20 protein-coding genes, 1 pseudogene and 2 riboswitches are annotated in these 23,131 nt (G+C 58.4%); of the genes and pseudogenes, 10 read left to right on the plus strand and 11 right to left on the minus strand.

All coding sequences use genetic code 11. The features are described 5' to 3' along the window. The first annotated feature begins 1 nt into the window (after position 1). The 7 genes from AOP6_RS08460 (at position 2) to AOP6_RS08490 (ending at position 7,927) form a co-directional block, all read left to right on the plus strand. Positions 2–1,276 carry a cytochrome c3 family protein gene (locus tag AOP6_RS08460; protein WP_155876314.1) on the plus strand — a complete coding sequence of 425 codons (1,275 nt, stop codon included), beginning with the start codon at positions 2–4 and terminating at the stop codon, positions 1,274–1,276. Between the two features lie 2 nt (positions 1,277–1,278). After that, positions 1,279–2,175, plus strand: a complete 897-nt coding sequence (locus AOP6_RS08465; protein ID WP_155876315.1) for an NHL repeat-containing protein — start codon at positions 1,279–1,281, stop codon at positions 2,173–2,175. A 54-nt stretch (positions 2,176–2,229) separates the two neighbouring features. Continuing rightward, on the plus strand, positions 2,230–2,766 hold the full coding sequence (locus AOP6_RS08470; RefSeq protein WP_155876316.1) for a cytochrome c3 family protein: 537 nt from the start codon (positions 2,230–2,232) through the stop codon (positions 2,764–2,766). 21 nt (positions 2,767–2,787) lie between these two features. Beyond that, positions 2,788–3,378 (plus strand): methyl-accepting chemotaxis protein, encoded by a 591-nt coding sequence (locus tag AOP6_RS08475; protein WP_155876317.1) that lies wholly within the window; start codon positions 2,788–2,790, stop codon positions 3,376–3,378. Between the two features lie 348 nt (positions 3,379–3,726). Next, a riboswitch (cyclic di-GMP riboswitch) is annotated at positions 3,727–3,805 on the plus strand. A 152-nt stretch (positions 3,806–3,957) separates the two neighbouring features. Then, positions 3,958–6,204: a fibronectin type III domain-containing protein gene (locus AOP6_RS08480; protein WP_155876318.1), complete on the plus strand. Its 2,247-nt coding sequence runs from the start codon at positions 3,958–3,960 to the stop codon at positions 6,202–6,204. A 5-nt stretch (positions 6,205–6,209) separates the two neighbouring features. Continuing rightward, the gene (locus AOP6_RS08485) at positions 6,210–6,695 is read left to right on the plus strand and encodes a hypothetical protein (protein WP_155876319.1); all 486 of its coding nucleotides are present in this window, start codon (positions 6,210–6,212) and stop codon (positions 6,693–6,695) included. Then, entirely contained in the window at positions 6,692–7,927 is a 1,236-nt protein-coding gene (locus tag AOP6_RS08490) for an Ig-like domain-containing protein (RefSeq protein WP_155876320.1), read from the plus strand. The genes AOP6_RS08485 and AOP6_RS08490 overlap by 4 nt, the downstream gene beginning before the upstream one ends. A 67-nt stretch (positions 7,928–7,994) precedes the next feature. Here AOP6_RS08490 and AOP6_RS08495 read toward each other — a convergent pair whose 3' ends face one another. The 8 genes and pseudogenes from AOP6_RS08495 to AOP6_RS08530 all read right to left on the minus strand — a co-directional run. Continuing rightward, a complete protein-coding gene (locus tag AOP6_RS08495; protein ID WP_155876321.1) occupies positions 7,995–8,591 on the minus strand; it encodes an XTP/dITP diphosphatase in 597 nt (198 codons plus the stop codon). A gap of 1 nt (position 8,592) precedes the next feature. Beyond that, complete coding sequence (gene rph / locus AOP6_RS08500; RefSeq protein ID WP_155877681.1) at positions 8,593–9,312, minus strand: ribonuclease PH; 720 nt, start codon at positions 9,310–9,312, stop codon at positions 8,593–8,595. 11 nt (positions 9,313–9,323) lie between these two features. After that, complete coding sequence (locus tag AOP6_RS08505) at positions 9,324–10,403, minus strand: N-acetylmuramoyl-L-alanine amidase (protein ID WP_155876322.1); 1,080 nt, start codon at positions 10,401–10,403, stop codon at positions 9,324–9,326. An 80-nt stretch (positions 10,404–10,483) separates the two neighbouring features. Next, positions 10,484–11,521 carry a DHH family phosphoesterase gene (locus AOP6_RS08510; RefSeq protein WP_155876323.1) on the minus strand — a complete coding sequence of 346 codons (1,038 nt, stop codon included), beginning with the start codon at positions 11,519–11,521 and terminating at the stop codon, positions 10,484–10,486. An 18-nt stretch (positions 11,522–11,539) separates the two neighbouring features. Then, the gene (locus tag AOP6_RS08515) at positions 11,540–12,004 is read right to left on the minus strand and encodes a TIGR00725 family protein (RefSeq protein WP_155876324.1); all 465 of its coding nucleotides are present in this window, start codon (positions 12,002–12,004) and stop codon (positions 11,540–11,542) included. Between the two features lie 3 nt (positions 12,005–12,007). After that, positions 12,008–14,701: a heavy metal translocating P-type ATPase gene (locus AOP6_RS08520; protein ID WP_155876325.1), complete on the minus strand. Its 2,694-nt coding sequence runs from the start codon at positions 14,699–14,701 to the stop codon at positions 12,008–12,010. Between the two features lie 12 nt (positions 14,702–14,713). After that, positions 14,714–15,961 (minus strand): tetratricopeptide repeat protein, encoded by a 1,248-nt coding sequence (locus AOP6_RS08525; protein WP_155876326.1) that lies wholly within the window; start codon positions 15,959–15,961, stop codon positions 14,714–14,716. A 227-nt stretch (positions 15,962–16,188) separates the two neighbouring features. After that, positions 16,189–16,377: pseudogene (locus AOP6_RS08530) on the minus strand (Rdx family protein); the annotation flags it as partial. A gap of 205 nt (positions 16,378–16,582) precedes the next feature. On the opposite strand from AOP6_RS08530, the gene AOP6_RS08535 reads away from it, so the two are divergent. The 3 genes from AOP6_RS08535 to hcp all read left to right on the plus strand — a co-directional run bounded on the left by AOP6_RS08535 (position 16,583) and on the right by hcp (position 19,304). After that, positions 16,583–17,041: a peptidylprolyl isomerase gene (locus AOP6_RS08535; RefSeq protein WP_155876328.1), complete on the plus strand. Its 459-nt coding sequence runs from the start codon at positions 16,583–16,585 to the stop codon at positions 17,039–17,041. 91 nt (positions 17,042–17,132) lie between these two features. Beyond that, positions 17,133–17,384 carry a DUF3820 family protein gene (locus tag AOP6_RS08540; RefSeq protein ID WP_225897260.1) on the plus strand — a complete coding sequence of 84 codons (252 nt, stop codon included), beginning with the start codon at positions 17,133–17,135 and terminating at the stop codon, positions 17,382–17,384. A gap of 306 nt (positions 17,385–17,690) precedes the next feature. Beyond that, a complete protein-coding gene (gene hcp, locus AOP6_RS08545; RefSeq protein ID WP_346015142.1) occupies positions 17,691–19,304 on the plus strand; it encodes a hydroxylamine reductase in 1,614 nt (537 codons plus the stop codon). A gap of 113 nt (positions 19,305–19,417) precedes the next feature. Here hcp and AOP6_RS08550 read toward each other — a convergent pair whose 3' ends face one another. The 3 genes from AOP6_RS08550 to cysK form a co-directional block, all read right to left on the minus strand. Next, positions 19,418–20,566 carry a PLP-dependent aspartate aminotransferase family protein gene (locus AOP6_RS08550; RefSeq protein ID WP_155876330.1) on the minus strand — a complete coding sequence of 383 codons (1,149 nt, stop codon included), beginning with the start codon at positions 20,564–20,566 and terminating at the stop codon, positions 19,418–19,420. A 39-nt stretch (positions 20,567–20,605) separates the two neighbouring features. After that, a complete protein-coding gene (locus AOP6_RS08555) occupies positions 20,606–21,763 on the minus strand; it encodes a PLP-dependent aspartate aminotransferase family protein (RefSeq protein ID WP_155876331.1) in 1,158 nt (385 codons plus the stop codon). A gap of 108 nt (positions 21,764–21,871) precedes the next feature. Next, positions 21,872–21,996: riboswitch (SAM riboswitch) on the minus strand. 79 nt (positions 21,997–22,075) lie between these two features. Then, entirely contained in the window at positions 22,076–23,029 is a 954-nt protein-coding gene (gene cysK, locus AOP6_RS08560) for a cysteine synthase A (RefSeq protein WP_155876332.1), read from the minus strand. Positions 23,030–23,131 lie beyond the last annotated feature (102 nt).

A 23,131-nucleotide genomic window follows, 5' to 3' on the forward strand; every position in this document is an offset into this window, starting at 1 on the left:
TATGAACCTGAAAACGAACCTGATACTGATTCTTTTCGCACTCCTTGTCCTGATGGCGCAGACCGCGCTGGGTGCCAGCGACGCCCAACTCAAGCTGGCCAAGGGAGCCCGGGGCGATCTCTGCCTGAGCTGCCATGAGGCCTTCAAGGATAAACTGAAAAAACCCCATATCCACACTCCTCTGAAAAAGGGAGAGTGCACAGGCTGTCACAACCCGCATGCCGCCGATCACGGTAAACTGATGGCGGCGGCACCCAATCAAATCTGCAGCAAATGTCACGAGGGCCTGATTCCGGATGGGTCAAAGAGCATCCATCAGGTCGTGGTCGAGGGCCAGTGTGCTCTCTGCCATGATCCCCATGCGGCTGACAACCGCAACAATCTTATTCGCGGCGGCAGCGCCCTCTGTTTCGACTGCCACGCCGACCTCGGCAAAGCCATTTCCCAGAACAAGGTAAAACACGTTCCCGTGGAAAAGGACTGCCTCACCTGCCACAACCCCCATGCCTCGGGGGCTGGCCCTGCCCTGCTGAAGGAAAAAGCGCCGAAGCTCTGCCTGAAGTGCCATGACCCCAACAAGGGCACCTTCAAGAGCCAGCATCTCAACTATCCGGTGCAGGAGGCCAACTGTTCCTCCTGCCACAATCCTCACGGTTCAAACAGCCAGTCCATTCTCTACGACAACGTGCACGAGCCCCTGAAGAAGAGGATGTGCAAGCAGTGCCACGAAGATCCCTCCTCGGCGACCCCCTTCGCTACCCTGAAACCGGGATATGAGCTCTGCCAGGGCTGCCACTACGAGATGCTCAACGACACCTTCAACAAAGACCGTCTGCACTGGCCCCTGGCCGACAAAAAAGGCTGCATCAACTGTCATGCCCCCCACGCCTCTTCGGAAGCCAATCTGATGGCCGGCCCCATGCTCAACGTGTGCGGCAGCTGCCATGCAGACACTATTGCCCGCCAGGAGCGCAGCCAGACCAAGCATCAGCCCATCGCCGACGGTGAGTGCAGCTCCTGCCATTCGGTGCACAGCTCCAACAACCGCTTCATTCTCACCGAGCCCAAGACCGTCGACCTGTGCGGCCAATGCCACGACTGGCAGACCCACTCCACGCACCCCATCGGCAGCGAAGTGGTCGATCCGCGCAACCGGAACCTGACCCTGGACTGCCTGAGCTGCCACCGCACGCACGGGACCCAGTACAAGCACTTCATCTACTACGAAACCATCAACGACCTGTGCATTCAGTGTCACACCAAGTATCGGAGGTAATCATGAAACCAGCGAGGATCGTCATTCTGACTCTGATGCTGTTTCTGCTTCCCCTGGTCGCTTCGGCGGCCAGCACGGTGAAACTCAAATATATTCAGACCCTCTATACCGACGCTGAAGGCAAACCCATGAACGGTCCCTCCTCTGTAGCCGTAAAGGAGGACGCTATCGTGGTGGCGGACAGCGACAATCGGCGCCTTTTGCGTTTCACCCTCAAGGACGGGGTTGTCACCCCCGGTGCCACTATTTCGGTCGACCGTATGTATCCGGTCAAAGTGCAGATCGGCAGCAACGGTGAATTGTTCGTTCTCGACGGCAAAGACCGCCGCATCGTCCGCCTTGGTGCCGACGGCGCCTTAAAAGGGAATCTGGACATCAAGGGACTGGCTTCCGGCAAGGTGGTGCCGCGCAGCCTGCGCATCACCCAGGACGGCAGGATAGTCATCCTGGATATCTTTTCCGAGCGAGTGCTGTGGCTCGACAGTGCCGGCACGGTGCAGGAACAGATCCCCTTTCCCGAGGACTATGGCTTCATCTCCGACCTCAGCGTTGACCGGCAAGGCAATGTCTTTTTGATCGACAGCGTCACCGCCGTGGTCTACCTGGCTAAAAAGGGGGAGGACTCTTTTGTCCCCCTGACCGGCAGCCTGAAGGAACACATGAATTTCCCCAGCACCCTGGAAGCCGACAACCAGGGGCATGTTTATCTCGTTGATCAGTATGGCAGCGGCCTGGCCGTTATCGGCATGGACGGTTCCTTTCTCGGGCGCAAATTGGGGATGGGCTGGAACGACAGTCAACTCTTTTACCCCGAGGGGATCAGCATCAGCGATACGGGCGATGTCTTTATCGCCGATCGGGAAAACAACCGGGTCCAGCAGTTTCTGGTGGTGGAGTAAAAAATTCAAGGGGGACTTTATCCGCCCGCAAGCTGCCGCAGAGAGTTGCCTTTTATGAAATTGCTTTTACCAGCATTGCTGCTGCTCACCGGGATTCTCTTCGGAGCCTTTTCGGCTTCGACCTGGGTGCTGCCCGAGGAAAAAAGTGAAGACGATCAGTGCATAAGGTGCCACGTCGACACTTTCAACCAGGGGCTGACCCAAAAATTCACGCATCCGCCTTTTTTTGAAAAACAATGCCGCCGTTGCCATCTGGCCGGCGGCTCGGAGCCGCAGGACCGGGATAAAGGGGAAATGGGTACTCACCCGCGCCTGAGAGAACCACAGGAGCTCACCATTGAGCTCTGTCTGAGCTGCCACTCGAACACGAACCTTGGCACCTCGCATCCCGTGCGTCTCTATGCACGCCGGGGCAACACCATTATTCCCGATGAACTGCCGACCATCGAGGACGGCATGATGACCTGCGTGACCTGCCACAGCCCACACGGTGCTCCCGCCAGCCAGCTGGTCAGGGAAATTGTCAAAACCAAACTCTGCGTGACCTGCCATATCCGCTTCAAAAACTCATCCCCGGCGACCATGTTTTGAGGACTTGATTTGAGGAGAGCCATGAATCCCGACACTTCACTGAAAAAACGTAAGCTTCTCAACCTGAGTATCCACAGCGCTATGCAATGGCGCATGATCGCCCGCATCAGCAGCATCCTTTTCATCTGCCTGCTGCTGAGCAGCGCCGTCTATTACCATTTCGCCAATGTGGAGATCACCTCGTCGTTCAAAATGTTCCATATTAAGGCGCGCAGCTTTCTCGACCTCCTTTTGCCCTTGGTGGTCTATTCCTTCGTTTTCAGTCTTGTGGTGGGGATTATCGCCAGCCTCTTTTTTCCGAAAAACTATGCCGGCAGTGTCTACCGCATTGAACAGGATCTGAAACAGATTCGGGATGGAGATCTGCGCAAACGGATTACCTTACGCAAAGGGGATGAGGTTACGGAGTTGGCAGACCAGGTCAACGCCCTGGTTCAGCAATTTCACGACCAGGTGCTCAGCATCCGTTCGACCCTGGAACATCTGCCCCTCCAGGAGAGCGGCGGCCCGGATGATTCACTGGAAAGGCATCTGGAGCGCATGAAAAAGTGCCGCCGAGAGGTTCTGGCCGAACTGGCCATCTACCATGTTCATGAGCACCACTCCACCTGACCTTGTTTCCTCAGGTTCAAATCACGTGCCGGGATGACAATATCTGTCATCCCGGTGGAGAAATCCCCCTCCTTTGGAAAAGGATTTGCGGGCAAAACCTCCGGTATTGTCCTCTAACCCTGGGTTTTCCCGTCATTTTAAGGCGTCTCATACCTGTTGAAATAACAGGCTAAAATCCTTTTCTCCCCCTCTTTACTCCTCCCGCCAACGCTGATCCAGCCTGTTTAATTTTACCTTGGCACAGCTTATGCTCATAAGGGGTTGAACGGCCGATGCTTTTTAGCTTCTCTTCAAAAAAGCCGCGCCCGAACACCGCCAGAAAGACAAACCGGTAGATTAAAAATCTATCTCCGACAAAGGCAAACCCAGAGCAATCTGGGGACGCAAAGCCACGGGTCCTCCCGTTGAGGACAGCCGGGCTACCGAAGAGAACGTTAGCACCTTGCTCCCGACCTGCAAGCCGGGGCAAGAGTTATGCGCTCACCTTCGGAAATGAGGTGGGCGCTTTTTTTTGGACTTTCGCGTAACCGTCAAACCCGTGCCGGACAATACGGTGCACCCAAATGAAAAAGAGGCAACATGACACAGATTATCATGAAAAAAGGGGTTTTTACCCTGCTGCGCCTGGCCTTGGCTCTGGCCTGCTGGATTTTGACAGCCGTCCCGGCCTATGCAGGTCAGGTCAGCCTGGCCTGGGATGCCAGTCCCTCTCCCGAAGTGACGGGTTACCACCTGCACTATCAGCTCGGCTCCGAGGCGCTGCCCTTCACGGGAAGCGGAGCTGACCAGGGTAGCTCCCCTGTCGACGTAGGTAATAACCTGACCACCAGCCTCAGCGGCCTGGCCGATGGGCAGACCTACTCCTTTACCGTCACCGCCTATGACGCCGCCGGCAACGAAAGCCCCATCTCCAACATCATTTCCGTGCAGGTCCCTGTCCTGGTCCCCACCAACCGCGCCCCTGTACTGGAGGCCATCGGTGCCAGGTCCGTGGCGGAAAACGCCCTGCTCTCCTTCAGCCTGAGCGCTAACGACCCTGATGGTGACTCCCTGACCTACAGTGCCAGTGGCTTGCCTGCCGGTTCTACCTTCACAGCGGCCACCCGCACCTTCAGCTGGACACCGACCTTTGAGCAGTCCGGCAGCTACGCCATCACTTTCAGCGTCTCCGATGGGAAGCTCAGCGCCAGTGAAGCCGTAACCATCAGCGTAAGTGAGACCAATCAGCCTCCCAGCATCGGCGGTACGCCGGCGACCAGCGCTAAAGAAGGATCGCTCTACTCCTTTACGCCAAGCGCCGAGGACATGGACGCCGACGACAACCTGTCTTTTTCTATTGCCAATCGGCCAGCGTGGGCCACCTTTAACAACGCCACCGGCACCCTGCAGGGAATCCCCGGCAATCAGGATGTACAGACCTTCACGGCCATCACCATTTCGGTCAGCGACGGCCAGGCCAGCGATTCCCTGCCCGCCTTTAGCATTACCGTCAGTGCCGATGGCCCCAAGGACAGCGACGGCGACGGCATCCTGGATGACGAAGATGCCTTCCCCCATGACGCCGATGAATGGATGGACACAGATCAGGACGGCATCGGCAACAACGCCGACAGTGATGACGACAACGACGGCGTCACCGACAGCCAGGACGCCTTCCCCCTCGACGCCGAACGGTCTGACTGGGTACTCACCGCAGGTGCTCTGCCAGGGGGAATTATCTCCCCCGCCGGAGAGGTGGCAGTCGCCTACGGCGCTGAGCAGAAGTTCGTCATCCTCCCCCAAAAAGGCTTTAACATCGCCAATGTTCTCGTGAATGGTGAATCGAAAGGACCGCTGCGGGAGTATACCTTCCGTGATGTCCGTCAGCATCACGCCATTACCGCCGATTTCAGCGCCATCCCGGAAGGTCTCAGCCTGCCTCAGGAATCTGCCGAACAGTTCGGCGTCGAGCGCACGGACAGCGGCAGCGCCCTTGACAACCTTATCGACGGCGTTCCCACGGCCGAACTGCAGTATCGGTTCAGCGTCGTATTGCGCGATAGTCTGGGCGGCGCCGATCTCGACGTGCTTCTCGTCCTCAACGGGTACCCCTACCTCATGAGCCAGACGGAAGGCGATGTCGTCACGGGCGCCGTTTTCTCCCGCACCCTGGAACTGGGACCAGCACCCTCGCACCTTTTCCACTTTGAAGTCCGCGACAGCCGCAATGGGCTGGTCTGGGCCTACCCGGCCAACGGCCAGCTCGCCGGACCTGCCATCGAACTCCTGGACGGGGTCAACGTGGTGGGTATTCCGAAAAACATCGACGGAGCCGCCCTGACCGCCACGCAGGCCTTCTCTACCAATCAGGCCTACCGTTGGATTTCCAAAGGCATCACCAGTACGAGCAATGACGGTTCGTACAGCCCCATCAACAGCGCCAATCCGGCCCAAGTCGGCGAAGGGGTCTTCATCAAGAAGACGAGCTATTCTTCTCTCCCTGACTACAGCGCCTTCGCGGACATCGAAACGGCAAGCTTCAACCTGCCTTTGCAGGCCGGTTGGAACCTCATAGCGAACCCCTATCAGGGCAACGTGGTTCTTGAAGAAATCCTTGTCCAGGCGGGAACAGAGACTCCCATCCCCTGGCTGGACGCCGCTGATCGCCATCTGGTCGCCAACGCCCTTTATCGCTACAAAGGTGTCGATTGGGGAGATACTTACGCCTTTGCCAGTGCCGGCGCTCCGGAAAAGGCAGTCATGGTGCCCTGGATTGGCTACTGGATCTATGTCGGCGTACCCGATACCCCGATCACCCTCATCATCCCCAGGCCTGGAAGGAGTTGATGCCCATGACCAATCTCATCCTGCTGATGATCGGCATGCTTTTGGTGGCAACAGCTGTCAGCGCTCACAACGAAAAGGGCTGGGAAGCGTCTTTGAATGTGGTGGCCGGTCCGGCCCGGGTACAGCTCAGTTTCGGTCAGAAAATCGATGCCACGCCAGAGGTGGACGGCAGGTACGACGTGCCAGCCCTGCCTCACGGTATGCTGCAGGCTCACTTTCTGATCGGACCGGGGCAGTACTGGCGGGACATTCACAGGCTGACGGAAATGGAAGATGGCCAATGGCGGCTGGTTATACAGGCTGACGCCCCGACCAGCCCCATTGTGCTGACCTGGGACCACACCGCCCTTCCCTCCAACCGATCAATTGAACTGATCGATGTGGAAGGTGGCGTCGTCACCGACATGCTGGAGAGGGAAACCTATATCTACCCCGGCAGTCAAAAACGGGAATTCGTGATTCGGATAAACCCGCAAGGAGATAAACAATGAAGATGCATACTCACGGGGTGCTGCTGTTGTGCGGCGCTTTGCTGCTGGCCGGTTGCGGAGGCAGCGGCGGGGACAGCTCCGTGTCGGGCGACCCGGCTTCTCTGCCCGACCTGACTCCTGCTGGTATCCTGCTGGAAGGGCAAGTGGCCGACGGCTATCTGCGTCATGCCCTGGTCTTTCTGGACCGTAACGGCAATAAACTCCACGACGCCGATGAACCGGCGACTGAGTCCGGCGACCGGGGTTTCTACAGCCTGCCCGTCGCCAAAGGGGACGGTGACCGCTATCCCGTGGTGGTACATATCCGCGCCGGCGAAACAATCGACGAGGACAACCCTCAGGAAACGGCGGCCTTCGATGTGACCCTGGAAACCCCCGTGGGTCACTACGGCTTCATCTCGCCCCTGACGACCCTGGTCAAGCATGAACTGGACAAATATCCGCTCATGGCCGCACCGGAAGCAGAAGTGCGTGTGCGCCATGCGTTAAATCTGTCCGAGGACATCAGCCTGCTGGAGGATTATGTGGCGATGTCTCTCTCTTCCACGGACATTGACCGGAGTGCTGCCGCCACCAAAGCGCACAATACCGCCCGCGTGCTGACCCGCCTCCTGGGGGAACTGCTGGCCGAAATGGAAGTCGTTTTCGGCGGTGCCATACCGGCAGCACAATACGATGCGGCCCTGCTGGTGGCAAGCAGCGCTATTCTGGAGAAAAGGAGCCTGCTGGTCGAGGGGATTGAGGGAGCAACGCAAGGGATGAGTCAGGCCGAAACGGACGCTCTGGCCGACCTGTTGCTGTCCCATATTCCCGTGGAACAGGTCGACCTGAGCCAGGTGGCCCTCTACGATGAGCGCCTGCTGGAAAAAAACGAGGTCTGGGATGTGACGCCGCCGATCCTGTTGTCCCAGATCCCCCAAAAGGGCCAGACGGCACCTGTCGATACGCTGATCAGTCTGATCCTTGATGAGGATATCGACGAAACGACCCTGACTTCCGACAGTATCCACCTGCAGTCTGCCAGCGGCTCGGTTCCGGGAACCCTCACCTATGACGCGCTGAGCCGACGTCTGACCTTTCAGCCGAACCAGCCCCTTTTTGCCTACACTCGCTACACCGCCACCCTCAATCCCGGGCTGGCAGACCGGTATGGCAACACGTTGACGGAAACCTTTTCATGGGAGTTTGAAACCCTCTTCAACATTGCCCCGCCGGCCCCGCCCGTCTTCTAGAACCCATCGATAAAAGGTGCTTTATAAAGCAAAAAAGGTTTGCCCATCTTCCGGCAAACCTTTTTTGCTATCCAAGCAGATTGTCCTTGATCCAGCCCAGCGCCTGGCGCAAAGCCTGGCCACGATGACTGATGCGGTTTTTAACCTCAATCGCCAGTTCGGCCATGGTTTTGCCGTACTCCCGCACCAGAAAGAGCGGATCGTATCCGAACCCCCCTTCTCCCCTGGGTTCGTTGAGAAGAAGGCCTTCGATCCGCCCATGGAAGACGCGGGTCGGCTCCCCCGGCCGACTCAGGGCCATGCAACAGTTGAAGGCTCCTTTACGCTGCGGCAGGGGAACCTCCGTTAATTCCTGGATAAGCTTGGCATTGTTGTCGGCATCGCTGGCTGCCGGTCCGGCATAGCGGGCGGAATGCACACCAGGCTTGCCGCCAAGGGCCTCCACCGTCAGGCCGGAATCATCGGCGAGGGTCCATAACCCGATCGCCGCCGCGACTGTTTCGGCCTTCTTGCGGGCGTTGGCCTCAAAACTGTCGCCATCCTCCTCGACTTCGGGCGCCTCGGGGAACTCGTCCAGGCCGCGCACAACAACGCCGGTGTCCAGCAGCAGTCGACGGATTTCCTTGAGTTTGCCCTGATTGCGGGTGGCTATCACCAGATCCATGTTATCCCTCCAGAACTCTTTTCTGCAGTTCGCTCAGGTTTCGGCAGCCAACCAGAGCCAGGTCCCGGAGAGCGTCAAGTTCCTGCAGGGTAAAAGGCTCTTCTTCAGCAGTCCCCTGCACCTCGACAAAACGGCCCGACTCGGTAATGACATAGTTCATGTCGACGGATGCCTGGAAATCCTCATCATAGTTCAGATCAAGCACCGGTTGCCCCCCCACAATCCCCACGCTCACGGCGGAGACGCTTTCCTTGATGGGAGACCGGGCAATCAGGCCTTTTTCGAGAAGGGTATTGACCGCCAGGCTCATGGCGACATAGGCCCCGGTAATGGAGGCTGTACGCGTCCCCCCATCAGCCTGGATGACATCACAGTCCATCTGAATGGTGCGCTCCCCGAGGGCTTCCATGTCCATGACGGCCCGCAGGGAACGTCCGATGAGGCGCTGGATTTCATGGGTACGACCGCCGATTTTGCCCTTGGTCGACTCGCGAGGGGAGCGGCTGTGCGTAGCCCTTGGCAACATGGAGTATTCTGCGGTGACCCAGCCGCGCCCCTCGCCCCTCATGAAGGGAGGCACCTTCTCTTCCACGGTGGCGTTGCACAGAACACGGGTGTTCCCGAAAGAAACCAGAACAGAGCCTTCGGCATAGCGGGTAAAATGCAGATCAAAGGACACGCCTCGAAGGGCATCGATGGCGCGGCCGTCTTTTCTTTGGATCGGATCGGAATTCAATTCATGCTCTCCTTTTGTTTATCGGCAAAGGCTTTAAAGCCTGCATAGAGGGCTTCGGCCATACGATCGAGCCCGGCGCCCTCCACAAGCTGCCTTTTGTCTTTACTGTTGGTCAGATAGCCCATTTCCACCAGCACACTTGGCAGATCCCCTCGGCCAAGAGGCAGCAATGGTGCCTGGATGATATCGAGCACTGGCAGGCCTTGCTTTTCCAGGGATACTTTCAGTTCCTGCGCCAGTTGCAGACTGAGGTCGGGCCGGACCGCTTCGGTCTGTTCGTTCTCCAAGCCGTTCTGCGGCCTGATGAACAGCGCCAACCCCTGCGGACCTGAAGAAAAGGCCCCCTGGGCATGCAGGGTGATAAGGGCGTCCACATCGCTGCGGAGGGCTGGTTCAAAACGTTTTTGCCAGGTGAGGGCGTAATCACCGTCACGGCTGAGATAAACAGGAATCCCCATGCGCATTTTAATCAGCTTTTCAAAACGGCGGGCGGCATTTAAGGTCACATCCTTTTCTTTGACGCCATCCAGTCCGATGACCCCCTGATCCTCGCCGCCATGGCCCGGATCAATGGCCACCCCACGGATACCGGGAATGCTGACCGTTTTCTTTTTGCTCAGCAAAAAGGCAAAGAGACGGTCAAGAGTCCCTTCTTCACCCGAAGTTTCCTCGTCGACAACCGGCTGCAGGTTGCGGTAGTAGACAGGCTGACCGAGCAGGTTTCGGAGATTCCCAGTCACAAAGTTTTCCGGGACGCGCAGTTTGCCATCAATGAAGCGAGGACGATGGCTGAGAGGGATAAAATCACCATTCAAACGGATGAATTGGCTGCCAGGAGAGATGATAGCCGTGCCACGGGGCGTGTTAAAGGTATAAACGTGGTCGACAGAAATCCAGCGCCCCGAAAGCCCAACGGCACGCAGCACCTCATCCACAGAGAGAAAGGAGGTTCCTTCCCGTCGATAGACTTCTTCGATGGTCGCGGGGTTGCTGCCGCCGAGCGCGATCTCAACGGACGCTCCCGCCGGCAGGCAGGCGAGAAGCCAGAAAATTACAATGAAAAAGAGACGTACCATGGTGACCTCTATCAGATAAACGAGTGCGGTTATAGCCCGGATGGCGCCTTGAGTCAACGCTCCGGCCTTGAAAAGGACATTCAACGGGTAAGCAGGCTCAGTCCCTTGCTCTTTTTGATTCCTAAGGCTTCCAGCAGGCGCCCGGTCAGAGTGTTTTCCAGTTCGTGCTGCTTTGCGCGTGTTTCGGGGAAAGGCCGTACCTGGCCACCGGCTATCATCCCATGTCCTCCGGCCGTGCCGATGCCCTGCACCACCTGCTGGATGAGGTCCCCGGCGTTGAGGTCTTCCCGCAACGTGCGCAGGGAGAGCACTCCCATGCCATTGTAATGGCCCATCCCCATGACGACAGCCACATCATCGACACGCAGCAGAAAATCCGCCATTTCGGAGACCATGTCGGGCACCTCAATATCATACAGATTGAATACAAGAACTTCTCCGTAAGTGCGGGCGCTTTCAATAGCCTTGTTGAAGCTGCTGAAATAGCCCCGCGGCGCTTGCGGATGGGTAATCTCATAAAGAATGTGATTGTTGACCAAGGGGACCAGACTGAGATAGGCCTCGCGGTCAGCCTTGGACCACTCCCGGCCCAGATCCTGGGTTTCGGACTTGATGGCGTAAAAAAGGATTGTGGCCAATTTGGTGTTGATACTGACTTCATGCGCCCTGAGATATTCAAAGAGAATGGTCGCCGCCGCGCCATAATCCTCGCGGACATCGACCAGTCGGACCTGACCGGTATCGTCACGCAGGGGATGGTGATCGATGACCACATCAGGGCGACATTCGGCCGGGATGGAATTGTTGCCGGTTCCCGGCTGGGTATCAACAGCGCAGAAAACGCTGTATTCACCGAGATCCAGATCCTGCACCTTGACGGCGTCAATCTCCAGCAACCGCACCATGGTGCGGTTCTCCCCCCGCCCGATGATACCGCCGAAGGTGATGGTCGCTTTCTGCCCGGTCTTGACTAGAAAGAGGTGCTGCAGGGCGTAGGCGGTGGCCAGCGAATCCGGGTCGGGGTTATCGTGACAAAAGATGAGAATACGCCCTTTGCCGCGCACCCACTCGACCAGTTGGCGCGAAAATTCCAGGGATCGATTCAAATCGACAGGCATATCAGATCATTCTCCTCGTCATGAAGGAAGGTCCGTGAGGAAATCAAGGGCAAGGCGCACAGCTTCCTCTGGAGTGGACGCCCTCATAACGCCATCGATATGTTGCCAGCGACCAAGAACGATGACGGGACGACCCAGCTTGAGGCCGACAGCGATTTCGGAGAGAGTGCCGTACTCTCCTTCAACTGCGATGAGAACCCGGGCGGTATGCGCGATAATGACGTTGCGGGCGTGTCCCATGTCGGTGACGACAGGGATACTTACGTAGGGATTGGCCTCATGGCGGCTGGCGCCAGGCAGAATACCGAGGGCAATGCCCCCTTTTTCCTGGCACCCACGACAGGCGGCCTCCATGACGCCACCGCCTCCACCACATACCAGGAGCAATCCAGCCTCGGCAAGCAACTGCCCGACCCGGCGAGCTGATTCATAGCCTGCCGTCGACACCGTGCCGGCGCCTATGACCCCCACGATGGACGTCATGGGCTATTTTTGCATCCGCCGGCGGTAGCGTCGCAGCAACAAGCTGTTGGTGACCACCGACACGCTGGAGAAGGCCATGGCCAGGCCGGCAAACTCGGGTTTGAGAACCAGGCCGAAAGCAGGATAGAGAGCGCCGGCGGCGATGGGAATACCCGCTACGTTATAGAAAAAAGCCCAGAAGAGATTCTGTTTGATCTTCGACAGGGTTTTTCGCCCCAGACGAATGCCGCGCTCCACATCGCGGATATCTCCCTTGACCAGGATGAGCTCACCGGTTTCCTTGGCGACATCGGTACCGCTGCCGATGGCGATGCCAATATCGGCCTGAGCCAGAGCGGGAGCGTCGTTGATGCCATCACCCACCATGCCGACGAGGTAGCCTTCATCCTGATAGCGACGGACTACCTGCTGCTTATGTTCGGGCAGAACCTCAGCCTCCACGGCGTCGATTCCCACCTCGGCAGCGACCGCTTCGGCCACAGCCAACCGGTCGCCGGTAATCATGATCGTGCGCAGACCCAGCTCCTTCAAACGGGAGATGGTCTCTGCTGCCCCTTCTTTCGGCGTATCCGCCAGGGCCAGCAATCCGAGGGCCTTCTGGTCGGCGGCGACAAAAACGATGGATTTACCGGCCTGTGCCAGTTCATGGGCCCGCTCGGTCAGCTCACCCAAGGTGATTTTTTCCTCATCCAGCAAACGTTGGTTGCCGACGGTCACGCGTATGGCGTCAACAACACAGAGCAGCCCGTGACCGCCTCGTTCTTCCACTTCGCTGGCCTGAGACCAGTCAAGGTTTTGTGCCTTGGCCTCATGGACAACAGCCCTGGCCAGAGGATGATGACTTTCCGACTCAGCCGCAGCCGCCAAACGCAGCAGCTCCCCTTTTTCCGTACCCTCGACAGGAACAACATCCGTAACCGTGAACTCGCCACGGGTCAGCGTGCCCGTTTTGTCGAAGAGCATAATCTGCAGTTTGGAAATATTTTCGAGAACCGTCGCCCTCTTGAAGAGAATACCCTCGGAGAGGCCGACGGAGCTGCCGACCATGATGGCCGTCGGGGTGGCCAGGCCGAGGGCGCAGGGGCAGGCGATGACGAGGACGCTGATGGCCATCTTGAAGGCAAAGAGGAAATCCATCCCGAGTGCAAAGCGCCAGAGCAGGAAGGTTGCCAAGGCGATCACAACAACGGTGGGCACAAAGTAATTAGAAACCGTATCGGCCAGACGCTGGATGGGGGCCTTGTCCCCCTGAGCGTCTTCCACCATGCGAACAATCTGGGCCAGCGCCGTCTGCTCGCCGATGCGGGTGGCGCGTACCACCAGCCGACCGCTGCGGTTGATGGTGGCGCCGGTGACCTCGTCATCGACCCCCTTGTCCACGGGTACCGCCTCGCCCGTGAGCATGGATTCGTCCACGGCCGCACCGCCTTCGACAACAATACCGTCGGTGGCGATCTTTTCGCCGGCTCTCACCACAAAAACATCACCGACCTGAATGCTGTCGGCCGCCACTTCTTTTTCCTGCCCATCCACCAGTATAAGGGCACGGTCCGCCTGCAGATGGAGCAGTTTCTTGAGCGCCTGTCCCGCCTTCCCCTTGGCGCGGGCCTCCAGCCATTTGCCGAAACGGATGAAGGTGACGAGCATGGCACCGGTTTCAAAAAAAACTTCTCCAGAGATGCCGAACCAGCCGAAACCGGCCAGCACCGAATAGCCGTAGGCCGCCGTGATCCCCATGGCAACCAGCACATCCATGTTGGCCGCACCATTTTTCAGTGAAGTGTATGCCCCTTTGTAAAAGGTCAGCCCCGCCGTGAACTGCACCAGGGTGGCGAGGACGAAAATCACATAGAGGGTCGCCTCCCCGAAGGGATGCAGCCACATGAGCGGCATGATCGGGGCCGTGAAAACAGCCGAGAAGATCAGCCAGCGCAGCTGTTTTTTCCCCTCTTCCGCATCGTCCTGGTCCTGCGCGGCCACGGGGGTGTAGCCGGCACGGCGCACCGCCTCGAAAATACCCTGTTGGTCGAGAAGGGCCGGATCGAAATCGACGGTCGCCTTCTCGCGGGCGAAGTTGACTCTGGCCGAGCGGACGCCTTCGAGCTGCGCAAGTTTTTTCTCGATGGTCTGCGAACAGGCAGCACAGTGCATGCCCTGGACCGAAAAGGAAATCTTACCAGGCGAAACCTCCCCAGACTGCAGGGAGGCGCGGTAGCCGAGATCCTCAATCTTTTTCAGGATGGCCTCGATGTCGGTTTGTTCCGGCAAAAACTCGACCCGCAGTTTTTCCGCGGCAAAATTGACCACAGCGCTCTTGACGCCGGCCATGCCCCCCACCCCCTTTTCGATGGTCCGGGCACAATTGGCGCAGGTCATGCCGGTAATCTTCAAGGTAAGTCTTTCGACCTGGCCCGCTTTCTCCCGACCAGAAGAGGCAGATGAATCGGACGGTGGAGTCTCTGACGGCACCGCCTCATCGTCGCCCTCGGCCGGCACCTGGAACCCGGCCTGGCGGACAGCCTCGACCAGAGTGTCCCGCTGGATACGGCCGGACTCCACGGAAACCTTCGCCTGGAGATCCTCCAGAGAAACCTGAACCTCGGTGACGCCATCAAGGGCTAAGAGTGCTTCACGCACCCGTCCCACACACTTCTGGCACTTCATGCCATGGACGGGAAAAACAACTGTATCGGTCATGGGCAGACGGCCTTAATCCGTGGTGTTGTCTTTATAAAGACTCTTGAAGGAACGGGAATTTCGTATGCTGTCGAAATCGGGGTCATGAAGAGCATCCTCCAGAAAATGCGTTTCCTGGGCGGAGGCGCAGCTCAAGGCCTTGACCGCTTCACGGACTTTCCCGAGCCGGGCAAAAACACAGGCGCGGTTGTAGTGGGCCAGAGGATAACGAGTAGTGCGTTCGAGAATGGCATCGAAACAGGCCAGGGCTTCATCGAACTGCCCGAGATCGATCAGCACGTTCCCCTTATTGTTGAGGGTATAGATGGAGTCGGGATCCCGTCGCAGACTTTCGTCGATGGCCTGGAGGGCACCCTCGAGATCTCCGAGTTTTTCCAGAACGATACCCCGGTAAAAGGGTGGCTCGGGATGATCCGGTTCGACCTTTTCAGCCTGATTCACAATCGGAAGAACTTCAGAGAAACGCCCGTTCTCGAGAAGAAGACTGGCCTTTTCCATGAACGCCTCGAAAAATCCGGGATCGAGTCGGGTAGCACGGTCCAGACTGACCAGAGCCTCGTCGAGGCGAGCCAGCCGACCCAAAGCGAGGCCACGGTTGAAATGAAAGATGGCCACGCGGGGATGTCGCCGCAGGGCTTTGTCGCAGTAGGCCAGTGCTTCCTCCTGGTCGACCAGATGGGCGAGAGAATAGCTCAAGCTGTTAAGGGTGGCCGGATCTCCCGGGTATTCGGCCAGCACCTGTTCGAAACAGCGAAGCGCCTCCTCAAAACGGCCCAGCCGATTGAGCACGTAACCTTTATTGTACTGCGCATCCGGGGACTGGGGCAGGCGTGTCAAGGCCTCATCGTAAGCCTCCAGGGCTTCCTCCGAGCGTCCCAGGGCGTCGAGAGCGTTGCCCATATTGACATGGATTTCCGGAAAGTCGGGCTGTTGTTCCAGAGCAATGCGGATATGCTTGAGGGCCTCCTCGTAGCGTCCGAGACGCTCAAGCAGGGCGGCAAAATTATGATGAATCGTGCCGTTATGGGGTTCGAGGGTGAGAGCCTTGCGAAAGAGCAGATAGGCGTTGTCTTCATCCTCCTCCTTCGAGGCGGCGATGGCGCACAGGTTGAGGGCCTCGACGCTGAGAGGATTGTCCACCAGGTACTCTTGCGCCAATTCGAGCGCAGCCCGGCTGTCGCCTCGCTGCAGGGCATCCTGAGCCATCTCAAGATCGTCTTCCTCGAAGATGGCATCTGTATCGTCAAAAATATCTTGCATGAAAACTCCGGTCAGGGGAAATGGCAGCCGGCCAAGGTGGCCACTGCCCGCGGCATCATAACAGAAAAACACCCTTGATGCACCCAATTCAGCCTTGACTCTGTACACACCTGGAAACAGGTCGAGTCGGCATTACGCTGATGGATACGCAGCTCCACGGTGTTCTTTGGCTTGAAAGCTGGTGGCCGCTGTCGTGTTCCTGGTCGGAAAATCATTCCGCAACAGCCTCAATCCTTTTCTCTAAGTCGGCGCAGACTGTCGACCACCGACTCTTCAGCGGGGAAAACGCCTGTGACCTTCTTGGAATAGATCAGATTGCCATCGGCCTTGACCTCAAAGACGCCTCCCATGGATTTGATCAGGTCAGGGTTTTCCTGCAGCTCTCGATTGATTTTCTCCGCCAGACTGACGGCACGGGGGAAATATCCTCAACCGCCGCAGTATTCAATAGTGATTTTCATTTTTTGGTCTCCTCAAAAAGGTGTCTCACACGACAGGATTTGCAGGTATTTTCGCTCGGGACAGAAAGACCCGCATTTTTTTCTGGACGGACAGCTTCGTCCCTCTTACCATGATGTATCTTTTACATAATACCGCAACAGACAGGGAAGGATCAACCGGATGGCAAAAGCAAAAAAAGGCGACAACGTCAGCATCGATTTCATTGGCAAACTTAACGACGGCACTATTTTCGACACCACCTTCGATGACGGCCAATGCGAAGAAGATCATTGCGAATCGGGCCCCATGGAGCTGACCCTGGGTGAAGGTGAGTTTTTCCAGGAGATCGAGGAGGCACTGATTGGCATGTCTCCGGGCGACAAAAAGGTCGTGAAAATTCCAGCCGAGAGCGCTTTCGGCGAATATGATGACGACAAGGTCTTCACCGTCAGTCGGGACAAGATCCCCGGCGATTTTGTTCCCGAAGTCGGTCAGGAACTGGAAATGACCACGGAAGACGACGAAGTGGAAATTGTCACCGTGGTAGAATTCACCGAGGATTCGGTGACCTTCGACGCCAACCATCCCCTCATTGGTGAAGATTTGACCTACGAAATCGAACTGGTGGAAATTCTCTGATTTTTCTTCTTTTTGACACCGTCCCGGCGGGATTTCTCCGGGGCGTTGTCCTTCCCGCCGTAGCCACCCTGACCAGGGAGTCCCTATACCCGTGTCTCCAAACGCCAATCCCGACCAGACACCTCGACACCGCTCCTCCGACCACCAGGAACTTTTGGAATTGGCGGCCATGCGCATGCCCTTTGGCAAGTATGCCGGTTGGCGTCTGATCGACCTGCCCGAACCCTACGTGGTCTGGATGGCCGGTCAGGGTTTTCCGGCAGGTCTTCTCGGCCGCCGTTTGCGCGCCGTCTATGAGATCAAAGTCAACGGCCTCGAATCTCTTTTCGACCCTCTGCGCTGATCACCCCTCCCTCCCCTATTCCATTCTCCAAAGCCACTCCTATCTTCATCATCGCAACACCTGACAGTCCGCGCTGCTAAAAAATGACAAAAAATATCCGAATTTGACCTGGGTCATGTTTTACCCTGCGGTCCTCGCTTATAGTCGAGCCAACTTCAGCAGAAATCAGGACCGCTGTTCAGGTTCGTCGCTCATAAAATCTCTCGCAGAAAGGGTTGAACTATCATGGGAATCATGGATTTTTTAGGATTTGGCAAAAAGGAAACGCAAACCACCAGTCACTCAACAAAGGAGAATGCCATGTCAATGTTCTGTTACCAGTGTGAACAAGCCGCCAACGGAGGATGTACTGTCATCGGCGTCTGCGGCAAGAAGCCGGATGTCGCCGCTTTGCAGGATCTGCTCATCTACACCCTTAAAGGTGTGGCTTTCTGGGCCGACAAGGCTCGTGCGAAAGGCGCCAAGGACCAGAAGGTCGACCGCTTCATGATCGACGGCCTCTTCACCACCGTCACCAACGTCGACTTCGATGCCGAAGCCGTCTCCAAGCTCGTGGCCGAGGGTGTCCGCCTGCGCGACAAGGCTCGTGTGCTCGCCGGCAATGTCGAAGGCACCATTCCCGCCGCCGCTCAGGACTGGGCTCTGCCCGCTTCTATCGATGAGCAGGTCAAGCTCGGTCAGCTGCATGGCGTCAAGGATTATACCGTCAATGAAGACGTCCATTCCGTCCGCGAACTGATTGTTTACGGCATCAAGGGCTACGCAGCCTATGCCGACCATGCCCGCATCCTCGGCAAGGAGTCGGATGAGATCTACGCCTTCACCCACAAGGCCCTGGCCGCCCTGCTCGACGACAGCCTCGACCTTACCGCCAACGTCGGCCTGGCCCTGGAGACGGGTCGCATCAACTATGTCACCATGGAGCTGCTCAACCAGGCTCACGTAGAGGCTTACGGCCATCCCGTGCCGACCCCGGTTCAGCTCGGCACCAAGGCCGGCAAGGCGATCCTGGTTTCCGGCCACGACCTGAAATTTCTCGAAGAGCTGCTTAAACAGACGGAAGGGACCGGCGTCAACATCTACACCCACGGCGAGATGCTGCCTGCCCACGGCTACCCCGGCCTGAAAAAATACGCGCACCTGGTCGGCAACTTCGGCGGCGCCTGGCAGGATCAGCACAAAGAGTTTGCCCAGTTCCCCGGTGCCATTATCTTCAACACCAACTGCATCCAGAGGCCGGCTGAGAGTTACAAGGACCGTCTCTTCACCTGGGGCCTGGTCCAATGGCCCGGCGTCAAGCATGTGGACGGCTGGGACTTCTCCGCCGTCATCAAGAAGGCGCAGGAGTGCGACGGTTTCGAGGACAACCCCGGTCAGGAAATTCTCACCGGGTTCGGCCACAACGCCATCCTCGGCGTCGCCGACAAGGTTATCGAGGCCGTCAAGGGCGGTGACATCAAGCACTTCTTCCTGGTCGGCGGCTGCGACGGCGCCAAATCGGGGCGTAACTACTACACCGAGTTTGCCGAGAAGGCCCCCAAGGACACCGTCATCCTGACCCTGGCCTGCGGCAAGTACCGCTTCAACAAGCTCGACCTCGGCGACATCGGCGGCATCCCCCGTCTGCTCGACGTCGGCCAGTGCAACGACGCCTACAGCGCCATCCAGGTTGCCGTGGCCCTGGCCAACGCTTTCGAGTGCGGGGTCAACGACCTGCCCCTGTCCCTGGTGCTTTCCTGGTACGAGCAGAAGGCAGTAGCCATCCTGCTGACCCTGCTGCACCTTGGCATCAAGAACATCAAGATCGGCCCGTCCCTGCCGGCTTTCGTCACGCCGAACGTGCTGAACTTCCTGGTCGAGAACTACAACATCGGCCCCATCACTACGGCCGAGGAAGATCTCAAAGCCATTCTTGGGTAGTAATGTAAAGAAAAGGGGCTGTCACTGATGACAGCCCCTGCCGGACAAGACAAAGGGCCACACCGACATTCCCGTCGAGTGGCCCTTTGTCGTTGATGCTTAGATTGTCGTTTCTACCCCAGCGCCGCCGCGAGATCGTCCCACAGGTCCTCGACGTCTTCGAGGCCGACGGACAGCCGCAGCAGGGTTTGGCGGATACCGAGGCGCTCCTTCACCGGGGCCGGAATCGCCGCATGGGACATGCTCCAGCAGTGGGTCAGGATGGTCTCGACCCCCCCCAGGCTCGGGGCGATAATCGGCAGGCGAATGCTGTTTAGCAGCGGCTGCACTGCCTCCGCAGCCTTCAATTCGAAGGAGAGAACCGCGCCAGGGCCAGAAGCCTGGGCATTGTGCAGGGCTTTGGCGGCAAAGTCGTCCAGTCCCGGGTAGTAGACGGCGGCGACCGCAGGATGGCTGCAAAGGCGCTCGGCCAGAATGGCGGCGCTTTGCTGTCCTGCCTGCAGGCGCACGCCCAGCGTTTTTATGCCACGGGCCAGCAGGAAAGAATCGAAGGGGGAGAGGACATTGCCGCTGGCGTTCTGGTTATGCTTGAGTCGACCGGCCAGTTCGGGATTGGCGGTGGTGGCCAGCCCGGCCAGCAGATCCGAATGCCCGCCCAGAAACTTGGTGGCGCTGTGCACCGTGATGTCGATGCCGAGGGCCAGGGGCTTCTGCAGCAGGGGAGTCATGAAAGTGTTGTCGAGAATCGTCAGCAGTCCCCGAGTCCTGGCCAGTTCAGCGACCCCGCGCAGGTCGGTGATGGTGAAGAGGGGGTTGGAGGGTGTCTCCAGAAAAATGGCGCGGGTGGAGGGCCGGATAGCCGCCTCGATCTGCTCCAGACGGGTGGTGTCGACAAAATCGACGGCGATGCCCTGCTGAGGCAGCACCTGGCTCAGATAGCGGTAACTGCCACCGTAGAGGTCGAGAGGCGCCAGCAGATGATCGCCATTTTTGAGCAGCGACAGAGCGCCAGCAATCGCCGCCATGCCGGAGGCGTAGGCAAAGCCGCGGACCCCGCCCTCAAGCAGAGCGATGGCGTCCTCGACCTGCTGCCGGCTGGGGTTGCCGCTGCGGGAATAATCGTAGGTCCCCCCCTGCCCGCCCGGATGATGGTAGGTCGAGGCATTGTAGATGGGGATAGTGGCGGCGCCGGTGGCGGGATCGCGGTCATGGCCCTGGTGAACCAGCAGGGTCGCGGTACGGTAATGATGGGGCTGCGTCATGGTGTCATTCCTTTGCGGTTAATCGTCAGCAGGTGTTCATCAATCACTCAAGGCCTGTTCCAGGTCGGCCAGAATATCACAGACACTTTCAATCCCTACCGATAATCGCAGCAGGGATCCGCAGATACCCAGGCGCAGACGATCCGCTTCAGGAATATCGGCGTGGGTCTGCACCGCCGGCAGAGTCATCAGCGACTCGACGCCGCCGAGGCTTTCGGCAAAAGAGATCAATTGCAGACGCTGCAGCACCCGGGCGGCTTTATCCGGCGTTATGACGCGGAAGGAGAGCATGCCGCCGAAGCCGCGGCTTTGGCGTTTGGCCACCTCGTGCCCTGGATGATCCGCCAGGCCCGGATAGTAGACGGCGGTGACGGCCGGATGCTCCCGCAGCCAGACCGCCACTTCCTGCGCATTGGCGTTGTGACGTTCCAGCCGCAGGGCCAGGGTCTTCAGAGAACGCAGCAGCAGCCAGCAGTCCTGCGGCGGCAGCACGCCGCCGGTGGAATTCTGCAGAAAGTAGAGGCGCTCGCCCAGTTCGGCCGTGCGCGCCACCAGCAGGCCCGCACAGAGATCGTTGTGGCCACCCAGGTACTTGGTGGCCGAATAGACAGTGATATCGGCGCCGAAGTCAAAGGGACGCTGCAGTACCGGGGTCAGAAAGGTGTTGTCGACAATAAAAAGCAGGTTGCGGTCGCGACAGAGGGCGCCAAGCTCAGCCAGATCCGCCACTCCCAACAGCGGGTTGCCTGGGGTTTCGATGAGGAGCGCCTTGCTCTGCGGGCGCAGGGCTGCCTCGACGGCGCCGTTGTCGGTAGCATCGACGTAGGAGACTTCCAGTCCCAGCTTGGCAAAGATTTGATCAAGCAGCCGGTAAGTGCCGCCGTAGAGGTCGCGGGAGACGAGCAGATGATCCCCAGCGGCGAAGTGGAGAAAGAGCGTGGTCAGCGCCGCCATGCCCGAGGCAAAGGCCAGTCCGCGAGCGCCACCCTCGAGCTGAGCGACGGATTCTTCCAGCAGTTGGCGCGTGGGATTGCCGGAGCGGGTGTAGTCATAGCCGGTACTCTCGCCCAGAGCCGGATGGCGGTAGGTGGCGCTCGGGTAGATGGGAAAGCTGAGGCCGCCGGTCGCCTCGTCGCGGCCGACGCCGACCTGCACCAGGGCGCTTTCAACGGTCCAGTTGGATTTCGCACTATTCATGTCATCCCTCGTCAAGGTTGCGAGCCTGCAAAGAAAAAGCCCCTTCTCTTGGGGATGAGAAGGGGCTTCGCCGGTACAGTCAAAGGGACGGTTATCCGGGAAGCACCGTCCTCATCTTTCCGGCCGCATCCTGTGTGGAATACGGCAGGCAGGATTTAGCACCTGTCATCCGCACCTGCGGACCGGTTGCTGTGGCTTCGTCGGGCCTGTCCCTCCACCACTCGTGATAAAGACGCTGCTGCGTTAGGGTGAAACTTTAAAGGGCTGCGATTCGTTTGTCAACTGTTTTTATCAAGAAACAATTGGTATCGCTTAAACTATTCCCTCAAAAAGTACGCTGGAAAGATAGCGCTCGCCCGAATCGGGCAGAATGACCACGATGGTTTTGCCATGATGCTCGGGGCGAGCGGCCAGGCGCACGGCAGCCGCTACGGCGGCTCCGCAGGAGATGCCCGAGAGGATCCCCTCCTCCAGAGCAAGGCGGCGGGCAAAGGCGATCGCTTCGTCGCTGCTGACCTGCTCCACCAGATCGACCATGCCCAGGTCCAGGGTATCCGGGATGAAACCGGCCCCAATGCCCTGGATTTTATGCGGTCCGGGCTGCAGCACTTCTCCCGCCAGCTTCTGGCTGATCACCGGCGACTCCACCGGTTCGACGGCAACAGACAGGATCGGCTTGCCTGCCGTCTTCTTGATGTAGCGCGTGACGCCAGTGATGGTGCCGCCGGTCCCGACACCGGAAACCAGGATATCGATGGAACCGTTACTGTCCTGCCAGATTTCCGGCCCGGTGGTTTGCTCGTGGATGGCCGGGTTGGCTGGATTTTTAAACTGATGCAACAGCACGTAGCGATTGGGATCGGAAGCCGCCAGTTCCTCGGCGGCGGCGATGGCCCCACCCATCCCCTTGGCACCGGGAGTGAGAACCAGATTGGCACCAAAGGCCTTGAGCACCTTGCGCCGTTCCAGGCTCATGGTCTCCGGCATGGTCAGCGTAATGGGAATGCCCCGCGCCGCTGCCACAAAAGCCAGGGCGATGCCGGTGTTGCCGCTGGTCGGCTCGACGATTTCCTTGCCAGGCCCGAGCAGCCCCTTCTTTTCCGCATCCCAGATCATGGCGGCACCGATGCGGCATTTGACCGAATAAGCCGGGTTGCGCCCCTCAATTTTGGCGAGAATCGTCACGCCCTCGGGGGCCAGGCGCTGCAGACGCACCAGAGGCGTCCGGCCGATGGACAGGCTGTTGTCGGAATAAATGCGGGACATGGGCTGCTCCTTTCTGCGATGAAGAACTTATTCCAAAGACTATCAAATAAAAATCATTTGCTCCGTTTTGGTCACTTTATTTTTGTTTATATTTTTTGTCAA

It is taken from the genome of Desulfuromonas sp. AOP6, from assembly GCF_009731355.2.
Classification (GTDB): domain Bacteria; phylum Desulfobacterota; class Desulfuromonadia; order Desulfuromonadales; family SZUA-540; genus SZUA-540.

Bases quoted from the DNA above. Each gene is read 5' to 3' on its own strand.
- cysK (WP_155876332.1), bottom strand. From the start codon at position 23,029: ATGTCCCGCATTTATTCCGACAACAGCCTGTCCATCGGCCGGACGCCT.
- AOP6_RS08490 (WP_155876320.1), top strand. From the start codon at position 6,692: ATGAAGATGCATACTCACGGGGTGCTGCTGTTGTGCGGCGCTTTGCTG.
- AOP6_RS08535 (WP_155876328.1), top strand. From the start codon at position 16,583: ATGGCAAAAGCAAAAAAAGGCGACAACGTCAGCATCGATTTCATTGGC.
- AOP6_RS08505 (WP_155876322.1), bottom strand. From the start codon at position 10,403: ATGGTACGTCTCTTTTTCATTGTAATTTTCTGGCTTCTCGCCTGCCTG.
- AOP6_RS08550 (WP_155876330.1), bottom strand. From the start codon at position 20,566: ATGACGCAGCCCCATCATTACCGTACCGCGACCCTGCTGGTTCACCAG.
- hcp (WP_346015142.1), top strand. From the start codon at position 17,691: ATGTTCTGTTACCAGTGTGAACAAGCCGCCAACGGAGGATGTACTGTC.
- AOP6_RS08555 (WP_155876331.1), bottom strand. From the start codon at position 21,763: ATGAATAGTGCGAAATCCAACTGGACCGTTGAAAGCGCCCTGGTGCAG.
- AOP6_RS08520 (WP_155876325.1), bottom strand. From the start codon at position 14,701: ATGACCGATACAGTTGTTTTTCCCGTCCATGGCATGAAGTGCCAGAAG.
- AOP6_RS08515 (WP_155876324.1), bottom strand. From the start codon at position 12,004: ATGACGTCCATCGTGGGGGTCATAGGCGCCGGCACGGTGTCGACGGCA.
- AOP6_RS08475 (WP_155876317.1), top strand. From the start codon at position 2,788: ATGAATCCCGACACTTCACTGAAAAAACGTAAGCTTCTCAACCTGAGT.
- AOP6_RS08480 (WP_155876318.1), top strand. From the start codon at position 3,958: ATGACACAGATTATCATGAAAAAAGGGGTTTTTACCCTGCTGCGCCTG.
- AOP6_RS08460 (WP_155876314.1), top strand. From the start codon at position 2: ATGAACCTGAAAACGAACCTGATACTGATTCTTTTCGCACTCCTTGTC.
- AOP6_RS08485 (WP_155876319.1), top strand. From the start codon at position 6,210: ATGACCAATCTCATCCTGCTGATGATCGGCATGCTTTTGGTGGCAACA.
- AOP6_RS08465 (WP_155876315.1), top strand. From the start codon at position 1,279: ATGAAACCAGCGAGGATCGTCATTCTGACTCTGATGCTGTTTCTGCTT.
- AOP6_RS08525 (WP_155876326.1), bottom strand. From the start codon at position 15,961: ATGCAAGATATTTTTGACGATACAGATGCCATCTTCGAGGAAGACGAT.
- AOP6_RS08495 (WP_155876321.1), bottom strand. From the start codon at position 8,591: ATGGATCTGGTGATAGCCACCCGCAATCAGGGCAAACTCAAGGAAATC.
- AOP6_RS08510 (WP_155876323.1), bottom strand. From the start codon at position 11,521: ATGCCTGTCGATTTGAATCGATCCCTGGAATTTTCGCGCCAACTGGTC.
- AOP6_RS08470 (WP_155876316.1), top strand. From the start codon at position 2,230: ATGAAATTGCTTTTACCAGCATTGCTGCTGCTCACCGGGATTCTCTTC.